Source organism: Archangium gephyra, from assembly GCF_049060025.1.
GTDB lineage: Bacteria > Myxococcota > Myxococcia > Myxococcales > Myxococcaceae > Archangium > Archangium gephyra_A.
The window spans coordinates 5,455,381-5,472,254 of record NZ_JBMEQQ010000002.1; the positions used below are offsets into that span (position 1 = coordinate 5,455,381).

Annotated in this window: 17 protein-coding genes and 1 pseudogene; 13 read left to right on the plus strand and 5 right to left on the minus strand. The window is 70.3% G+C overall.

Annotation, left to right across the window (positions count from 1 at the left end; translation table 11 throughout):
- Window position 1: 1 nt before the first annotated feature.
- A complete protein-coding gene (locus tag ACN28I_RS23665) occupies window positions 2–1,252 on the minus strand; it encodes a PEGA domain-containing protein (protein WP_420944215.1) in 1,251 nt (416 codons plus the stop codon).
- Window positions 1,253–1,424: 172 nt separating this feature from the next.
- Between ACN28I_RS23665 and ACN28I_RS23670 the strand changes: the two genes are divergently transcribed.
- Complete coding sequence (locus ACN28I_RS23670) at window positions 1,425–1,973, plus strand: hypothetical protein (protein WP_420944216.1); 549 nt, start codon at window positions 1,425–1,427, stop codon at window positions 1,971–1,973.
- A gap of 9 nt (window positions 1,974–1,982) precedes the next feature.
- On the opposite strand, the gene ACN28I_RS23675 is transcribed toward ACN28I_RS23670, so the two are convergent.
- Window positions 1,983–3,146, minus strand: coding sequence for a M20 family metallopeptidase (locus ACN28I_RS23675; RefSeq protein ID WP_420944217.1), 1,164 nt, complete (start codon window positions 3,144–3,146; stop codon window positions 1,983–1,985).
- A 196-nt stretch (window positions 3,147–3,342) separates the two neighbouring features.
- Between ACN28I_RS23675 and ACN28I_RS23680 the strand changes: the two genes are divergently transcribed.
- The 3 genes from ACN28I_RS23680 (at window position 3,343) to ACN28I_RS23690 (ending at window position 6,481) form a co-directional block, all read left to right on the plus strand.
- Window positions 3,343–3,777, plus strand: coding sequence for a host attachment protein (locus ACN28I_RS23680; protein ID WP_420944218.1), 435 nt, complete (start codon window positions 3,343–3,345; stop codon window positions 3,775–3,777).
- Between the two features lie 195 nt (window positions 3,778–3,972).
- Window positions 3,973–5,868, plus strand: a complete 1,896-nt coding sequence (locus tag ACN28I_RS23685) for a methyl-accepting chemotaxis protein (protein ID WP_420944219.1) — start codon at window positions 3,973–3,975, stop codon at window positions 5,866–5,868.
- A 10-nt stretch (window positions 5,869–5,878) separates the two neighbouring features.
- Window positions 5,879–6,481, plus strand: a complete 603-nt coding sequence (locus ACN28I_RS23690) for an HAD family hydrolase (RefSeq protein WP_420944220.1) — start codon at window positions 5,879–5,881, stop codon at window positions 6,479–6,481.
- A 7-nt stretch (window positions 6,482–6,488) separates the two neighbouring features.
- On the opposite strand, the gene ACN28I_RS23695 is transcribed toward ACN28I_RS23690, so the two are convergent.
- Together ACN28I_RS23695 and ACN28I_RS23700 are read right to left on the minus strand one after the other, a co-directional pair.
- Window positions 6,489–7,142: a glutathione S-transferase family protein gene (locus tag ACN28I_RS23695; RefSeq protein WP_420944221.1), complete on the minus strand. Its 654-nt coding sequence runs from the start codon at window positions 7,140–7,142 to the stop codon at window positions 6,489–6,491.
- A gap of 39 nt (window positions 7,143–7,181) precedes the next feature.
- Window positions 7,182–7,778, minus strand: a complete 597-nt coding sequence (locus tag ACN28I_RS23700) for an adenylate/guanylate cyclase domain-containing protein (protein ID WP_420944222.1) — start codon at window positions 7,776–7,778, stop codon at window positions 7,182–7,184.
- Window positions 7,779–8,010: 232 nt separating this feature from the next.
- Between ACN28I_RS23700 and ACN28I_RS23705 the strand changes: the two genes are divergently transcribed.
- Complete coding sequence (locus ACN28I_RS23705) at window positions 8,011–8,406, plus strand: hypothetical protein (RefSeq protein ID WP_420944223.1); 396 nt, start codon at window positions 8,011–8,013, stop codon at window positions 8,404–8,406.
- A 108-nt stretch (window positions 8,407–8,514) separates the two neighbouring features.
- On the plus strand, window positions 8,515–9,054 hold the full coding sequence (locus ACN28I_RS23710; RefSeq protein ID WP_420944224.1) for an OsmC family protein: 540 nt from the start codon (window positions 8,515–8,517) through the stop codon (window positions 9,052–9,054).
- A 215-nt stretch (window positions 9,055–9,269) separates the two neighbouring features.
- Here ACN28I_RS23710 and ACN28I_RS23715 read toward each other — a convergent pair whose 3' ends face one another.
- Window positions 9,270–11,267 carry a S46 family peptidase gene (locus ACN28I_RS23715; RefSeq protein ID WP_420948702.1) on the minus strand — a complete coding sequence of 666 codons (1,998 nt, stop codon included), beginning with the start codon at window positions 11,265–11,267 and terminating at the stop codon, window positions 9,270–9,272.
- A 191-nt stretch (window positions 11,268–11,458) separates the two neighbouring features.
- On the opposite strand from ACN28I_RS23715, the pseudogene ACN28I_RS23720 reads away from it, so the two are divergent.
- The 7 genes and pseudogenes from ACN28I_RS23720 to ACN28I_RS23750 all read left to right on the plus strand — a co-directional run bounded on the left by ACN28I_RS23720 (window position 11,459) and on the right by ACN28I_RS23750 (window position 16,872).
- Window positions 11,459–12,591 (plus strand): annotated as a pseudogene (locus ACN28I_RS23720) (esterase/lipase family protein).
- 37 nt (window positions 12,592–12,628) lie between these two features.
- Complete coding sequence (locus tag ACN28I_RS23725) at window positions 12,629–13,351, plus strand: esterase/lipase family protein (RefSeq protein WP_420944225.1); 723 nt, start codon at window positions 12,629–12,631, stop codon at window positions 13,349–13,351.
- 147 nt (window positions 13,352–13,498) lie between these two features.
- Entirely contained in the window at window positions 13,499–14,056 is a 558-nt protein-coding gene (gene dps, locus ACN28I_RS23730) for a DNA starvation/stationary phase protection protein Dps (protein WP_420944226.1), read from the plus strand.
- Window positions 14,057–14,162: 106 nt separating this feature from the next.
- A complete protein-coding gene (locus tag ACN28I_RS23735; RefSeq protein ID WP_420944227.1) occupies window positions 14,163–15,011 on the plus strand; it encodes an SDR family oxidoreductase in 849 nt (282 codons plus the stop codon).
- On the plus strand, window positions 15,008–15,739 hold the full coding sequence (locus tag ACN28I_RS23740; RefSeq protein ID WP_420944228.1) for a glutathione S-transferase N-terminal domain-containing protein: 732 nt from the start codon (window positions 15,008–15,010) through the stop codon (window positions 15,737–15,739). The genes ACN28I_RS23735 and ACN28I_RS23740 overlap by 4 nt, the downstream gene beginning before the upstream one ends.
- 13 nt (window positions 15,740–15,752) lie before the next feature.
- Window positions 15,753–16,232 carry a hypothetical protein gene (locus tag ACN28I_RS23745; protein ID WP_420944229.1) on the plus strand — a complete coding sequence of 160 codons (480 nt, stop codon included), beginning with the start codon at window positions 15,753–15,755 and terminating at the stop codon, window positions 16,230–16,232.
- 232 nt (window positions 16,233–16,464) lie between these two features.
- On the plus strand, window positions 16,465–16,872 hold the full coding sequence (locus ACN28I_RS23750) for an inorganic diphosphatase (RefSeq protein WP_420944230.1): 408 nt from the start codon (window positions 16,465–16,467) through the stop codon (window positions 16,870–16,872).
- Window positions 16,873–16,874: the final 2 nt, after the last annotated feature.

Genomic DNA, 16,874 nt, shown 5'->3' on the forward strand with positions numbered 1-16,874 from the left:
TTCAGAAGCTCCCGCCAATCACGAAGTGGAGGGCCGTGCCGCTGGTGCCCTTCCCGCTGGAAACGGGGGCCACCGAGGAGGACACCGGCTCGGAACGCGCCGGGACGATGAGGAGCCACAGCAGGCTGCCGCCCGCCACCGCGCCACCACCCGCCATGAGCGCCGTGGAAATCATCGACTGCTGCCGGGCGGCCAGGTACTCGGTGCGCGAGAGGTCCATCACCCCGTCACCGTTGGCGTCCTGCACCTTGCCCTGGAGGCCCATGCCCATGGCCACGCCCGCGCCCACCGCCGCCAGTCCCAGCACCGTGGTGTAGAGGGCGGGACGGCTGAAGACGGAGGGGCCGGAGGGGCCGCCCGACTTCTTCTTCACGCCCGCCACGGCGTCCGCCGGAGGGCCTTCGGGCGCGGGGCCATTGAGCTCCAGCCGCGCCGCCACCTCCTGCGTCTCACCCGGAGCGAGGGTGAGCGTCTTCGTATAGGTGGAGTACTCGTCGGCCTCGACGATGAGCTGCACCTCGCCGGGCGGCAGCTTCGCCTCCACGTTGCCCACGCCCAGCATGCGCTCGCCCACGCGCACCACCGCCTGCGACACGTTGCTGGACACCTTCAGCATCGAGCGCTGCCGGGCCAGGTCCGTCACCCGCTTGGACAGCACGGCGCCCGCCTCGCGGATGAAGTTGCTGTCGGTCGGCTTGCGGCCCGTCACCACGTCCGTCTCCACCACGCCCCGGTCCCGGTCATACGTCCACAGCCGCAGCGTCCAGCCCTCGTCCTCCAGCGCCAGGCGCGCCGTGGTGAGCAGGTCCGCGTCGACCGTGTCCGCCGGCGCGCTCAAACACGAGGCCTCCTCGCAGCGCAGCGCGGCCGCGTAGTCCGCCCCGAGCTGCTCGCGGATTTCCGCGGGGTCGGAGGCCTTCGCCACCCGGCCGGTGCGCAGCGCCACCGACTGGAGCCAGCCCATCCACCGCTTCGCCTGCGCGGCACCCGCGCGCTCGGGCGTGTCCAGCCCCACCAGCGCGAAGCGCGGCTGCAGGTCCGCGCCCGGCGTGCCGCTGCTCAAATCCAGGCCCAGGCCCATGCCGCCCTCGGAGTCCGGCGGAGTGCCCTCTCCGGTGTCCTGCGGCTGCTCGTTGCTCTGGGTGCTCGAATCATCGGACAGGTCCAGCCCAAGGCCGCCCTGGGCCCTGGCCGGGCCGGCGGCCAGCGCGAGCGCCAGCAGGCCGGCCACATACACGACGGGGGTACGCATACACTCTGTTCTACCCCGAACAGAGCCCGCTGCGGAGCGCCGCTTGCCCCCCGTGCCACCCCGCCCCGCCATGTAGCCCCCGGACCTACCTCTGATATCCCCGTGAGGAAGCGGCAGTCCGCCCGGCACCGGGGTGCCCGCGTGGCACACTCCCGCCGCGGAGGAAGTCACCATGTCGAGGGATGTGACGGAGTCGTTTGGCAGCGGCAAGCATCGGAGGGTGGCCGGGTATCTGGGCTCGCTCGCGTTCCACGTCAGCTACGTGACGCCCATCTTCTGGTTCGTGGAGCTGCTGCAGAACCAGCTCTACTGGAAGCTCACCGGCGCGCCCGGATGGACCTATCCCCTCTCGCCCTACCACTGGTTCTCCTTCGAGAGCGTGGGACTGTGGGCGGGCTCGGTGACCATCATCTGGTGCCTGAACTTCTTCTGGTTCCTGCGCCGGAACGTGGGAATGGTGAAGCGGATGATCATCGCCGGGACGGCCTGCTGGGCCGGCGAGTGGCTGGCGGGCTTCGTCGCCGACCGGGTGTTCCACCACCCGATGCAGGTGTGGACGAACGCGCCGCTGGTGTACGTGGGGATCAGCGCGATCTTCTTCTGGTGGTGGAACGTGGTGCTCTACGAGCTGTTGACGGTGGACATCGCCAGCCTGGGCCGGCCCGCCCCGGTGACGCCGGAGCCCACCGCCCCGGCATCTCGAGAGCAGCCGTCCGCGTGAGGGACGGCCTCAGCCCGCGAGCGACGCGAGGTAGCGCGCCAGCGCCTGGGCCTTGGGAATCAAGGTGTCCACCTCGATGAACTCGTCCACCGTGTGGAAGCCCTTGCCCCGGGGGCCCAGCCCGTCGATGGACGGAATCCCCATGGAGGACGAGGTGCTCGCATCCGAGCCGCCGCCCACCAGCGGTGACTCGCCATGGCCCAGCCCGGAGGCATGGGCACACGCGCCATATGCCGTCATCAGCGCCGCCGAGGCCTCGGTGCGCTCCAACGGCTCGCGCGCCACCCCACCCTTCACCTCGATGCGGGTGCCGGGAACGCTGGCCGCCGCCTCCTCGGCCGCCTGGCCGAAGCGCCGCACCAGCTCCTCCCCGTCCGCGCGCGTGCAGAAGCGCAGATCCACCTCCGCCACCGCGTGGTCCGGCACGGTGTTCTTCCCCTGCCCGCCCGTCACCTTGCCCACGTTGACGGTGATGCCGCGCGGGTAGTCGGTGAGCTGCTGCACCCGGTCCACGAAGCGGGCGATCGCCCACAGCGCATTGGCCCCCTCCTGGTGCGCGTTGCCCGCGTGGGCCGCCTTGCCGTGCGCCACCGCGGTGGCCATGCCGGTGCCCTTGCGCCGGGTGATGATGGCGTCCGCCGCCCGGCCGGACTCGAAGACGAGGCACGCCTTCGCCCCGGCGATGGCGTTGCGGATGACGCCGGCGCCCTCGGGCGAGCCCACCTCCTCGTCCGACACCACCACCAGCCGCAGCGGGGGCAGCTTCTCCAGCCCCCCCGACGCCGCGAGCGCCTTGAGCGTCCAGGCGATGACGACGAGCCCGCCCTTCATGTCCAGCACGCCCGGGCCCCGCCGCAGCGCCCCGTCCTTCCGGTAGCCCTCGAACTTGCCCGGCGGAAACACCGTGTCCAGGTGGCCCACCAGCGCCACCGGCTCGAGCCCCTTCCTGCCCTCCGAGCGGAACACCAGGTGGTCCGCGTACCGCGTGCTGGGCACCACTTCGGACACCAGCCCTGGCATGGAGAACTGCTCGCGCAGCAGGGCACCGACCTTGCGGCCGCCCTCCGCGTTCTCCGTCCAGGAGTTCACCTCCACCAGCGCGGCGAGCGCTTCTTCCATCTCCCCCAGCCTGCCCGCCAGCCAGCTGGCCGCCGCTTCACCCATCTCGCGCATCGTCCTCGGCCTCCCGCCAAAAAAGCTTCAACCCCGGGGTGCATCCCCGGTTGCAACCCGGGCATATGCCAGGCCCCCGCCTCCAGGGAAGGTGCCCCGGCGCCCGCCCGCCCGACGCCCCGGCACGCTCCGCCCGGGGAAGGAAGCTTGCCGGGGACGGTGGGGGTCCGCACCTCAAGGGACAGGAGGATGAACGATGGCGGACGCGCTGTGGATATTGGTGGCCAATGGGAGCCGGGCCAAGCTCTTCGCGACGGACGAGCGCGCGGAGAAATGGGACCTGCGGGAGGAGTTCCAGCACGAGGAGAGCCGGTCCATGTCCCGGCAGCTTCTCAACCAGCCGGACAACCCCAACGCCGGCTCCCTGCACAAACCCCAACCCGAGAATCAACCCGATGCTCGCCAGCAGTTGGAGATCGACCGCTTCGCCCGGGAGCTCGCCGCCCGGCTGGAGCGGGGCCTCAACGACCACGCCTATGACCGGCTGGTGATCGCCGCCCCGCCCGGCATGCTCGGCCTGCTGCGCAAGCTCGTCAGCACCCGCGTGCACCAGAAGCTGATGTTGGACTTCCGCGCGGACTACATGAACGTGCCGGATCGCGAGCTGCCCGAGCGCATCCCGCTCTCCTAGGTAGGCAAGCGGGCAGGCTGAACGCCCGGAGCACCTCTCCGCTCCGGGCCTCGTCCGCCCGGCTCCCCCACCTGGACCTACATCCAGGAACGTGCACCCTCCGCTCGGGTGCGCTCCGTGGTACAGGTGGGAGGAGCGTCGGCGGGGGGACATTGGGGTCCCTCCCGGCGTCCTCACGCGGACGTAACGAGATTCATGAGACTTCCCCTGATCGGCACCCTGAAGCTGCGTGGCCGCCTGACGCTGTACGTCACCCTGCTCGCCGTCGCGCCGCTGCTCATCTCCACCTGGCTGGGGGTGGGCACCACCCAGACGATGATGCAGGAGCAGGTGCACGAGATGCTCCGCATCGAGGCGGAGGGCCTGAAGGATCTCGTGGAGGCCTCGCTGGTGGAGCGCGAGACGAGCGTGCGGAGCTGGGCGGAGGACGCGCTGCTGCGCGAGTCCCTGCAGCGCGACAGCTACTCGCTGAGCGACGGGGTGCTGTCACGGCTGCAGCTGCGCTACACCACCTTCACCGGGCTGGTGCTCTTCACCGACGAGGGCAAGGCCGTGTCCGCGAGCACGCCGGCGCTGCGCGACTCCTTCGCGGGCCAGGAGGCGGCGGTGCGTGACGCGCCCTGGTTCAAGGCGGCCCAGGAGGGGCGCTTCACCAGCGCGACGCTCACCCAGGAGGACCCCGTCTTCGGCATGCAGGTGCTGCACCTGGCGGCGCCGGTGGCGGAGTCGCGGGGCGGACGGCGGATGGGCGTGCTGCTGGCGGCCTATGACTGGGGCCAGGTGGGCGAGGTGGTGAAGGCCGCGCTGGCCCGCGCCCGCTCGCGCAAGAACGACAGCTTCGCCCTGGAGGTGCGTACCGCCTCGGGCACCGTGCTCTTCGACTCGCGGGGCACGAATGCCTGGAGCAACCCCCACGCCGTGGCCGTGCAGGCCATCAACGGCGAGGAGATTCCGGACGTGGGCGACGGCTGGCGCTTCGTGGCGCTCTCGGACCCCCAGGATGTCTACGCCTCGGTGAACAAGCTGCGCGCCGGCACCGCGGCGCTGGTGATGGCCGTGGTGGCGCTGGCCGCCCTGGCCGCCCTGCTGCTGGCCCGTGGCATCACCGCGCCCATCACCCGGCTGAGCCAGGTGGTGCGCCACATCGTGCAGGAGGGAGACCTCACCCAGAAGCCCGACGTGCGCTCGGATGACGAGGTGGGCGAGCTGGCCCGCTCCTTCGTGCAGCTCGTGGACCACCTGCGCGAGACGACCGAGAGCCTGCAGCGCGGCACGCAGGTGCTCACCGACACCGTGGCCGAGCTGACGCGCGCCGCCGAGCAGGAGGAGAGCAACCTCACCCGCCAGGCGGCGGCCCTGCAGCAGACGCAGGTGACGGCGCAGGAAATCAAGCAGACGTCGGAGGTGGCCGCCGAGCGGGCCGCCGCGGTGCTCATGGTGGCCTCGCGCGCCGAGGAGCTGGGCCAGGGCGGTGCCCGCGCGCTCGCCGAGAGCATGAATGGCTTCCAGACGCTGCGCGACCAGGTCAACGAGATGGCCGTGCAGATCAGCGGCCTCAACGAGCGCGCCCAGCGCATCGGCGGCATCACCCTGACGGTGAAGGGGCTGGCGGACCGCTCCAACATGCTGGCGCTCAACGCCGCCATCGAGGCGGTGCGCTCCGGCGAGCACGGCAAGGGCTTCGGCATCGTGGCCAAGGAGATCCGCACCCTGGCCAACCAGTCCATCCAGTCCACCGGGCAGGTGGGCGGGCTGCTCGAGGACATCACCCAGGCCATCCTCAAGACGGTGGAGCTCAGCGAGCAGGGCCAGGTGCGCATGGAGGCGGGCCTGACGCAGGCGCGCACCAGCGGCGAGAACATCGAGGCGCTCAGCGGCATCGTGCAGGACAACATGAACGCCGTGCGGCAGATCTCCAACGCGGTGAGCCAGCAGAACGCGGGCATCAACGAGATCTTCGGCGCGCTGACGGACCTCTCCAGTCTGATGCACGACACCATGGTGGGGCTGCAGGCCACCCAGCGCGTCTCGCAGGCGTTGCGCGAGGTGGCCGAGCAGATGCAGCACGTGGCGCGCAGCTACCGGGTATAAAACCCGGCCCATGAGCCCTCCGCTTCGCGCCGTCATCCTGGATCTCGGCAACGTCCTCGTCTTCCACGACAACGGCCTGCTGTTCCGCAGGCTGGGGGCGAGGGCGGGACTGGCTCCCGCGGAGGCCGAGCGGCGGCTGTCGGGCGCGGGCTGGACGGCGGCCAACCGGGGGCTGGTGGGCGCCGAGGGCATCCGGCGCGACGTGTGCGGCGCGCTGGGGGTGGACCTGCCCGCCGAGGAGTTCAACGCCCTCTGGAGCAGCCACTTCACCGTCCACGAGGCGGTGCTGCCGCGGGTGGAGGGGCTGGTGGGGCGGGTGAAGCTGGTGCTGCTGTCCAACACCAACGTGCTGCACCTCGACTGGTTGCGGCCGAGGCTGCCGGTGCTGGAGCGCTTCGATCACCTGGTGCTGAGCTGCGAGGTGGGCCACGTGAAGCCCGAGCCCGCCATCTACCAGGAGGCCCTGAAGCACGCGGGCTGCGCGCCGCACGAGGCCGCCTTCTTCGACGACATCCCCGAGTTCGTCGAGGCCGCGAACGCGCTGGGCATCCGCGGCCACCTCTTCACCACCGCCGAGGCCTTCGACGCGCGGTTGAAGGCCCTGGGGCTGTAGCCGTCCCCTACTTCTTCTCGTAGCGGGCCACGGGCGGCTCGTGGCGGGCGGCCTCCGTCCAGGCCTTCATGGCCGGCAGGGCGAGCACCGCGTCCCGGTAGGCGGCGCCCACCGCGTCCAGCTCCACCCCATAGGTGACGAAGCGCGTGACGACGGGCGCGTAGAAGGCATCCGCGATGGAGAAGGAGCCGAAGAGGAACGGCCCGCCCTGCCCGAAGCGCGAGCGGCACTCCGTCCACAGCGAGGTGACGCGGGAGATGTCCTCGGCGACGCCGGGAGCGCGGCCCTCGCCGGGGCTGCGGGCGTGGAGGTTCATGGGCATGTGCGTGCGCAGGGCGGCGAAGCTCGAGTGCATCTCCGCGGTGACGGAGCGGGCCAGGGCGCGGGCGGCGCTGTCCTGGGGCCACAGCTTCGCCTGGGGGAACTGCTCGGCCAGGTACTCGCAGATGGCCAGCGAGTCCCAGATGACGAGCTCGCCGTGCAGCAGCGCCGGCACCCGGCCACTGGGCGAGTACTTCGAGATTCGAGCGGCGGTGTCCGCCTGGCCCAGCGGCACCACCACCTCGCGGAAGGGCTGCCCGGTGTGGGCGAGCGCGAGGTAGGGCCGCAGCGACCAGGAGGAGTAGTTCTTCGACGCGACGACGAGGGTGAGCTCTTGCATGAGGGCGCACCTTATAGCGCCCCCGGTCCGCGCGAGGACTCAGCCCGCCGTGCGCAGCAGGTTGCGCAGGCGCGTCATCCACGAGCCGCGGCGCCGGCGCACGGGCGGATCAATCCGGTAGACGGGCACCGGCAGGCGGATGTTCTTCAAGTCCCCCCGGCTCAAGCGCACCACGGGCGCCATCACCTGGCTCCGCACCTGCAGCACCACGGGCTCGCTGACGTAGAGGCTGCCGGGCCGGGCGAGCGACTCGAGCCGGGCGGCCACGTTGACGCCCTCGCCGAAGATGTCTCCGTCGCGGTGCACCACCGAGCCCAGGTGGATGCCGATGCGCAGCTCCACCCGGCGCGTCTGCGGGACACATTCGTTGCGCGCGCACAGCGCCGACTGCAGCTCCAGCGCGCAGGCCACCGCGGGCAGGGCCTCGTCGAACTCGACGAGGAAGCCGTCCTCGAGCTGCTTGATTTCGCGTCCCCCGTGTCCGGAGAGCAGTCCGCGCACCAGCCGGCCATGCTCCTGGCGCAGCTCGTTGTTGAGCGCCTCATCCCTCCGGACTTCCGGGCTGAGCTTCACCATGTCCGTGAACATGATGGCCGCTACCTTCCTGGGTTCCGGTTGCGGCACTTCCGCCATCATCAACGCGTCTCCTTCTCCCCCCCACCACAGGAAGTGAATGTTACCTGAGAGACACTCGCCTGGTCTGCCCGGGGACAACCCGGCAGCCCCGCCTAATCCCACCTGCTCGTACGGATGAGAGTAATTCATCCCTGACGCAGCGCGCAACGTACGGAGCGCACGAGGGTCCAGGAGGCGACACAGCGCATCACGGGAGTGTCGCCCCGAGACGCTCCTGGGCAAGCCTTCACCCATGCCGGCCCCCGAGGACGAACAGGATCCCCACGCCCCGCTCTGGCCGCCGCTGCTGGCGACGATGGGAGTGCTGCTGGTGGCCACGCAGGTGCGGCAGCAGAAGCTGGTGCTCAGCGCGCTGGCCACGTTGGTGACACTGCCCACGCTGTGGCGGGTGATGACGCGCCGGTGGGTGCGGGGGGATGTGATTCGCGGGCTGGGCATGGGCTACATCGCCAGCCACGTGCCGCTGCTGCTCGGCGCCTGCGCCACGCTGGAGAGGCCCGAGTGCCGCATCCACCTGTGCATGGACGGCGTGGTCGCGGGGGTGCCCTACGTGCCCTGGGCGGGCGTGCTGGGCACGCTGCTCTACTGGGCGTGGGCCGTGCCGGGTGGAGGACGCCGCGCGCTGTGACACCGCGTGAGCGGGCGCATCACCGGGCGTCATCGGCCCTTGGGCCGTCTTGCGGCCCCGAACGGCACCGACCTAGCGTCAGTGCCCCTCGAACACCTGGAGAGAGCCATGGAAGACATCGGTAGCTGCTGCACGCTCGACCTCGACACGCTGCAGAAGACGAAGGCGCACGTGTCCGCCAACCCGGAGGCGGGCAAGGGCCGCTTCGAGACGGTGACGGAGTGGCGCGATGGGGCCCAGGCGGTGACGAGGGCGCGCTCCTTCACGCTGGAGACGGACGAGCCCACGGCGTTGGGTGGCAAGGATCAGCACATCGATCCGATGGAGCTGCTGCTGGCCGCGCTGGGCACGTGCCTGACGATTGGCTGGGTGACGCAGGCGAGGATGCGCGGGCTGGACTACCGCAACCTGCGCATCAAGGTGAGCGCGCCGTTCGACCTGCGGGGCTACCTGAACCTGGACCCGAAGGTGCGCGCGGGCTTCTCCGAGCTGCAGTACACGGTCGAGGTGGACACGGACGCGGACGCGGCCACGCTGGAGGAGATCCGCGAGGCGGCGGAGAAGACCAGCCCGATGTTCGACAACATCCTCAACCCGACCGCCATCTCCGGCCGCGTGACGAAGCTCAGCGGCACCGTGGCCGCCTGAGCCCATTTCCCCTGCGGCCATTTCCCCTGCGGCCATTTCCCTGCGGCCATTTCCCCTCTCCCTCCGGGAGAGGGACGGGGTGAGGGTATCTCGTGGACGCGGGTTCGCATCCACACGGGTTCAACCCGTGGGCCCCGGCACCCTCACCCTGACCCTCTCCCGAGGGGAGAGGGAAGGGATTGAGGGATGGGATTGAGGGATGCGATTGAGGGGGCTCAGCGCTGATTGGCGCGCAGTTCCTTCACGAGCCGCCCGGCGCCGTAGATGTGCTCGAGGGCCCGCAGCAGGCCCTCGGCGTGCACGGACACCGCGCGGTTGGTCTCCGGCACGTAGGCGTACTCGCCGCCCAGCGAGTGCAGGTTCCCATCGAAGATGAGCCCCACCACGCGGCCCTCGCGGTCCACCATCGGCGAGCCCGAGTTGCCTCCGATGATGTCGTTGGTGGTGGCCACGTTGAAGGGCGTCTCGCCGGGCACCTTGCCGCGGGCCTTCATCCACGAGTCCGGCAGCCGGAAGGGCTCCTTGCCCGTGTGCCGCTCGTAGGCGCCGGCGAACGTCGTCAGCGGCGGCACCTTCCGCCCGCCCTCCTCCCAGCCCTTCACCGTGCCGTAGTTGAGGCGAAGCGTGAACGTGGCGTCCGGGTAGCCCGTGGTGCCGTAGGCCGCCAGCCGCGCCTGCGCGAGCAGCTCCCCGTTCTTCTTCAGCACCGACTCCACCGTGTCCTCGTAGCGCTTGCGCACCTCGCGCGCCTGCGCGTCCACCCGGCGCGCCAGGAGGATCATCGGATCCTTCGAGGCCTCCACCGCCGCCTTGCCGCCCTCGAACAGCCGCTGGCGCTCCTTCACGTCGTACAGCTTCGTGCCCTTCACCAGCGCACGCGCCAGATCCTCCGGGGCCTCGCGGCCGAGCACCGTCTGCACGAACGGGTCATCCGCGCCGAGCGTCTCGCGCAGCTTGTTGAAGCCGAAGGTGAGCGAGAGCGCCTCCAGCTCCGCGGGGATGGGGGCCTCGCGCAGCAGCCCCTGGCGCAGGGCGGGGAGCTGCCCTTCCGTGTACTCGCGCAGCCGCTCCGGGTTGGGCTCGAGCCGCTCGTCCGCCACGCGCACCAGATGCTGGGCGATGTCGAAGAGCTCGGACGAGAAGCCATAACCGTCCTCCTTCAGCCGGTACTCGGCGATCAGCGGCCGCCAGGTCTCCAGGGCGCGGGAGATGTCATCCCAGGCGCCCGCGGTGGTGGCCTTGAGCTTCGGGTCCGCCGCCACCTTCGCCCGGAGGTCCGCCTCGGCCTTGCGCTTGTCGGCGAGCAGCGAGGGCTCGGCCAGGGCCTGGTGCCGGCCCCGGAGCGCCTTCAGCGCGTTCTCCACCGAGCGCAGCTTCGCCCGCGTGGTGCGGAAACGCTCCGGCGTCGTCGAGGCGTACTCGCGCAACATGCCGCGCCGCTCCGCCAGGTACAGCAACTGGAACGGCAGCGCCACGTCCCGCTGGAACTCCAGCTCCGCCACGGTGAGCTGCCGCTGGGTGGCGCCGGGGTGGCCGGAGACGAAGACCAGGTCGCCCTCCTTCGTGCCCTCCTTCGCCCAGGGCAGGTAGTGCTTCGTCTTCAGCGGCTGGCCATTGGCGTCCCACACACGCAGGAAGGCCGCGTCGAAGCCGTAGCGCGGGAAGTGGAAGTTGTCCGCGTCCCCGCCGAAGGCGGCCATGGAGAACTCGGGCGCGAAGGCCAGCCGCACGTCCTGGAAGCGGCGGTACTCGTAGAGGTGGTACTTGCCCCCATTGAAGAGCGTCACCACGTCACAGCGCACCTCGGGCCCGGTGGCGCACTCGCTCTCGATGGTGGACATCTCCGCCTTGAGGGCGGTGTTGAAGGCGGCGCCGCTCAGCCCCTTCGTGGCCCCTTGGAGACGGGCGGTGACGTCCGTCATCTTCATGAGCTGGTTGGCCTCCACCTTGGGGCAGCGCAGCTCGTCCTTCAGCTCCCTGGCGAAGAAGCCCGTGGCCAGGTAGTCGCGCTTCGGAGAGGACAGGTCCTGCACACAGGAGCGGATGCAGTGGTGGTTGGTCATCACCAGCCCGTCCGGCGACACGAAGCTCGCCGAGCACCCGCCGGCCAGCCGGACGGAGGAGAGCCGCAGGGAGTCCAGCCAGTCTTGCGAGGGCTCGAAACCATGGGCGGCCTTCACAGCGGCCCGGGGGAAAGCGTCATAGGTCCACATCCCCTCCTCGGCGGCGGCGGGGAGGGCGAAGAGCAGGCCGAGAGCGAGCAGACGTTGCACGGGCGAGCGTTCCTTCCTGGGTAGGGAGAAGGGCCGGGTTGTGGCCCGGGAGTGGCGCGCCGTCAACCCGGGAGACGGGGGATGCACGTCGGGCTTGAGTTGGAGGCGGGGACTGCGGAAGGTTGGGCACAATGGCGACGAAGCACCACATCTACCTGGTCCCCGGCTTCTTCGGCTTCGCCAACCTGGGAGAGCTGCTCTACTTCGGGCACGTGCGCGACTACTTCGTGGCGGAGATGGCGCGCCGCGGTGTGGAGGTCGAGGTGGTGCAGGTGCTCTCGCACCCCACCGGCTCCATTCGCACGCGCGCCGCGGATCTCTTCAAGGCCATCGACGCCACCGCGAAGAACAGCGACGGTCCCATCCACCTCATCGGCCACTCCACCGGAGGGTTGGACTCGCGGCTGTTCGTCAGCCCGGGCGCGTTGCTGGGCGATGACATCGACGCGGAGCCCTACGCCCGCCGCGTCCGCACGGTGGTGACGGTGTCCACCCCGCACTCGGGCACCCCGCTGGCGTCCTTCTTCCTGGGGCTCTTCGGACAAAAGCTGCTGCAGCTCCTGTCGCTCTTCACTGTGTACGTGCTGCGCTTCGGCCGGCTGCCGTTGACGGTGGCCTTCCGGCTGGGGAGCCTGCTGACACGCTGGGACGAGCAGCTCGGCTTCCGCCCCACCATCCTGGACCAGCTCTTCGAGCAGCTCCTGGGGGACTTCTCCGTCGAGCGCCGGGAGGGCTCGTCCGCTTCCTGGGCGACGTGACCAACGACGCCTCGCTCATCCCCCAGCTCACCCCCGAGGGCATCGACCTCTTCAACGCGAGCACCCTGGACCGGCCCGGCGTGCGCTACGGCTCGGTCATCACCCAGGCGCGGCCGCCGTCGCTGCGCGCGCGGTTGAGCGCGGGGTTGGACCCGTACGCCCAGATGACACACACCGTGTACGGCTTCCTCTACGGGCGCACCCAGCGCATGCCCCTCACGGCGATTCCCCTGCACACCCCGGCGCAGACGGAGGCGCTCGTGGAGGCCTACGGCGCCATGCCGGGCCCGCAGGCCTGTGACGGCATCGTCCCCACGCGCTCGCAGGTGTACGGGCGGGTGCTGGCGGCCGTGCGCGCGGACCACCTGGACGCCATCGGCCACTTCGACCAGCCGGCCCACCGGCCGCCGCACGTGGATTGGCTCATCTCGGGCTCCGGTTTCCGCCGGCTCCAGTTCGAGCGCCTGTGGAACACCGTGGTGGATTTCGTGCTGCTGGAGACCTGATACACAGAGGGCTCCAGCCGTCCCCCTGGAGCCCACCATGTCCACCCCCCTTCGAGACCTCTCTCCACGCGCCCACCGGGTGCTCGTGCTGGCGCTGCTCGCCGCCATGACGGGCTGTGCGGCCACCCCCGAGGCGAAGCCCACGCCCACGTCCGAGCACGTGCCCGTGCTGTTCGTGCACGGCACCGATGACACCCCGGGCGCCTTCTTCGCGATGCTCGATGCGTTCCAGCAGGCGGGCTGGCCGAAGGAGCGGCTGCACGCGGTGCGCCTGCACCCGAACAACGGCCAGCTTCCCATCGAGGTGATGGCCTACCAGGTGCGCCGCGCGGCCGAGGGCCTGCGCAAGCGCACCGGCGCCGAGCGCATCGACGTGGTGGCCTTCAGCCAGGGCACGCTGTCCTCGCGCTACTGGATGCAGGAGCTGGGAGGCCAGCCGCGCGTGCGCCGCTTCGTGTCCATCTCGGGGCCGCACCACGGCACGCGGGTGGCGTACCTGAAGGCGGACCCGGCCCTGGTGCAGATGCGCCCGGACAGCGCCTTCCTGCGCGAGCTGAACCGCCGCGAGCAGCCCTTCGGAGACACCGAGGTCTTCTCCTTCTGGACGCCGCTCGACAGCACCGTCGTCCCTGCGGACAGCGCACGCCTGCCCGGCGCCACCGAGCGCACCTTCTTCGTGCCCGCCCACCAGATGATGCTGAGCGCCCCGGCCGTCATCTCCGCGACGGTGGAGGTGCTGGCGCGGGCTCCGCGGCAGTAGTCCCAGGGCGCACGCCCGGCCGAGCGCCCACGCCCGCCTGCCCTCCAGGCATGTCGTTCCCCGGTTGGCGTGGGCCCCCTCCGTCACCACCGTCAGAGACAAACCGGCGGCTTTCGGGCCGGGCGGACCCACGACGAGGGATGACGCATGACCACGAAGTTCCCCAGCCATATCAATCTCCCACGCGAGTCCCGCGCGGAGCTCATCGACCTGCTCAACGTCTGCCTGGCCACGGCCATCGACCTGCACTGGCAGGTGAAGCAGGCCCACTGGAACATCCGCGGCAGGGACTTCATCAGCCGCCATGAGCTCTTCGACGATGTGGCCGACCACGTGCGCAAACAGGCCGATGAGTTCGCCGAACGCGCCGGGGCCCTCGGTGGCTATGCCCAGGGCACCATCCGCCTGGCCACCAAGAACAGCGAGCTGGATGAGTACGACCTGAGCGCGGTGAACGGCGATGATCACGTGCGCGTCCTCGTGGACCGCATCACCATCTACGCCTCCACCATCCGCGGGGGCATCCAGCGCGCGGGCGATCTCAATGACCCGGTCACCGAGGATCTGTTCACCCAGACCCTCGCCGTGGTGGAGCAGGACATGTGGTTCCTGGAGAGCCACCTGTACGGCTCGGCCGCCACCGGCCGCGACGAGGTCGCGCCCTCACCCATCATCGAGGATCGCAGCCCCTCTCCCAACGCTTGAGCCTCACCAGGCACCAGGGCCCGCTCGCCAGCGTGCGCGCGGGCCACCCGGCCGGTTATAGAGGGCCCTCTTTTCGGGAGGGCCATACCAGATGACGCCGGGAAACATGCAAGGGAAGGTCTGCTTCATCACCGGAGCCACCTCGGGCATCGGGCTCGAGTCGGCCCGGGTGCTCGCACGCGCGGGGGCCACCGTCGTGCTGTCGGGACGTGACAAGGGGCGGGGCGAGGCCGCGCTCGCCGAGGTGCGCCGCACCGTGCCCGGCGCGAAGTTGGATCTGCTCCTCGCGGATCTCACCTCACTGGCCTCCGTCCGCCAGCTCGCCCAGGACTTCCAGGCCCGCTACTCGCGGCTGGACGTGCTGCTCAACAACGCGGGCCTCATGCTCGACCGCCGCAAGGTGACACCGGATGGCTTCGAGGCCACCTTCGCCACCAACCACCTCTCCCACTTCCTGCTCACCCACCTGCTGCTGGACGTGCTGAAGGCCAGCGGCCCCTCGCGCGTGGTGAACGTCTCCTCCGAGGGCCACCGCATGGGCTCGCTCGGCTTCCTCGACGACCTGCAGGCCGAGCGCGGCGGCTACAGCCCCATCCGCGTCTATGGCAACTCGAAGCTGGCCAACATCCTCTTCTCCCGGGCCCTGTCCAAGCGGCTGCAGGGCACGAAGGTGACGGTCAACAGCCTGCACCCGGGCGTGGTGCGCACCGGCTTCGGCCTCAACTCCGAGGGCTTCTTCAAGCACTTGGTGAAGCTGGCCGCGCCCTTCATGCTCTCGGCCGAGGGCGGCGCCCGCACCTCCGTGTACCTGGCCTCCTCGCCCGAGGTGGAGGGCGTGAGCGCGAAGTACTTCATCAAGAGCAAGGTGGCCCGCGAGTCCAAGGCCGCCCAGAGCGACGAAGGCGCCGAGACGCTGTGGCGGAAGAGCGCCGAACTGACAGGAGTGGGACGATGATCGATCTCTACACGTTCACGACGCCCAACGGGCGCAAGGCGTCCATCGCGCTGGAGGAGCTGGGGCTGCCCTATACGGTCCACGTGGTGGACATCTCCAAGGGCGACCAGTTCAAGCCCGGGTTCCTCGCCATCAATCCCAACAACAAGATTCCGGCCATCGTGGACCACCAGGGCCCGGGCGGAAAGCCGCTGTCCGTCTTCGAATCCGGCGCCATCCTGCTCTACCTCGCGGAGAAGACGGGGAAGCTCCTGCCGGCGGACCCGCGCGGGCGCACCGAGGCGGTGCAGTGGCTGATGTTCCAGATGAGCGCCGTGGGACCGATGCTCGGGCAGCTCGGCCACTTCAAGCGCGCCGCCAAGGAGCAGATTCCGTACGCCATCGAGCGCTACACCCAGGAGTCCCAGCGCATCCTGGGCGTGATGGACAAGCACCTGGCGCAGCACGAGTTCCTGGCGCCCGAGTACTCGGTGGCGGACATCGCCACGTACCCGTGGCTGGCGGGCGCGACGCAGTACTACCCGGAGCTGCTGCCCGCCGTGGCCAACGTGCGGCGCTGGATGGACACCGTGGCGGCCCGCCCGGCCGTGCAGCGCGGCATGAAGGTGCCGGAAGCTCGAGTAGTCCCTCCTGACGTTCCCCTGGTGGACCCTGACCGGGCGGGCTCCTCGCCCACCGGCCAGACGGGCGGGCTTCCGGCGCGGGAACACGGCGGGCCCGGTGCCTAGCTTGAGGGGCACCATGAGTGAGCTCGTCTCCCAGCCCCGAGGATTCCTCCAGTCGCTCGGCCCCGGCCTCGCCGGTGCCGTCTCCCTCACGCTCGTCCACCAGGGCGCGCGTGCCGTCCTGAAGCATCCTCCGCGCATGGATGTGCTCGGCATGCGCTCCATCAAGAAGATCTCCAAGCGGCTCGGCCTGCCCACGCCCCATGGCCGCGCGCTGTACCAGCAGAGCCTCATCGGCGACCTGTTGAGCAACACGCTCTACTTCGCCCTCGTCGCCATCGGCCGCCCGCGCCGCATCTACCTGCGCGGGGCCCTCCTCGGCGCGCTCGCGGGCCTGGGGGCCGTGGTGCTGCCGCCCTACCTCGGGCTCGGCAAGCGCCCCAGCCGCGCGAAGCGCTCCACCGCGTTCCTCACCGTGCTCTGGTACACCCTCGGGGGCCTCGGCTCGGCTCGTGCCGCGAAGCGCTCGCTGCTGGCCTCCGCCACCACGGCCTGACGGCGGACGCTCGAAGGTTGTCGAGGTGAAACTCGCCCGCGGGGGCGCTTGTCCCCGAGGGCCGTCCGTCCGAGCCTCGACGGCATGACCACGGATCTCACCCGCATTCCGCTGCGCGGCAAGGGCGGCTCCTTCCACGTCGTCGTCGAGTCGCCCCAGGGTGCCACCGTCAAGCTGAAGTACGAGCCGGAAGCTCGGAGCCTTCACCGTCTCCAAGCCCCTGGTGCACGGAATGCGCTACCCCTTCGACTGGGGCTTCATCCCCAGCACCTTGGCTCCCGACGGAGACCCGCTCGACGCACTGGTGTTCTGGGACCAGTCCACCTACCCCGGCGTGGTGCTCCCCTGCCGCGCGCTCGGCGTGCTGAAGGTGGACCAGAAGAAGAAGCGGGGCGGTGGCCGGGAGCGCAACGACCGGTTGCTCGTCGTTCCCATCATCGCGGCGCGCGCGGAGAACCTGAACTCCATCAAGGACCTGTCCCGCCGGGAGCGCGAGGAGTTGGAGCACTTCTTCACCGCCGCCGTCGCCTTCGCGGACAAGGACGTGCGCATCCTCGGCTGGGAGGGACCGGAATCCGCCGAGCGGATGATCCAGGAGACCGCCGCCGAGTACGAGAAGAAGGCCGCGCGCCGGAAGTGAGG